Origin of the sequence: Streptomyces sp. SID12501 (assembly GCF_010550245.1) — a bacterium.
GTDB lineage: Bacteria > Actinomycetota > Actinomycetes > Streptomycetales > Streptomycetaceae > Streptomyces.
Genome location: NZ_JAAGLU010000770.1, coordinates 1 through 423 on the forward strand (window position 1 = coordinate 1; position 423 = coordinate 423).

Annotated in this window: 1 protein-coding gene; it reads left to right on the top strand. The window is 64.5% G+C overall.

The features are described from left to right. Positions 1-229 precede the first annotated feature (229 nt). Positions 230-423 (top strand): hypothetical protein (locus G3I71_RS48380; RefSeq protein ID WP_164325344.1); only part of this gene is annotated, 194 nt, incomplete at its 3' end.

Consider the following 423-nt stretch of genomic DNA (forward strand, 5'->3'; position numbering starts at 1 on the left):
CGAGCAGGTCACCTTCACCGCTGCCGCGAACCAGGACGTGTTCGGCACCAACGCCAACTACCGGATCTGGAGAGTACACGTGTGCACTCCACACAATCTGGGCTAATTCATATGCCCCAACGCCCTGGGCTCCAAACGGAACACCTGCACCTTCACCACCCGCTTCTACACCGGCGAACCGCACCAGTACGCCGCCTACATCGCCTCCGGCTCCGACCCCGCCAAGGACGTGCAGGCCACCAGCAACACCGTCACCCTCCAGCGCGCCCCCTGGACCGTGGCCCTGGAGGCCGACAAGACCACCTTCCGTGCAGGCGAGCAGGTCACCTTCACCGCTGCCGCGAACCAGGACGTGTTCGGCACCAACGCCAACTACCGGATCTGGGTCGTCGACCTGACCGCCGGTCAGAAGATCGGCTCATG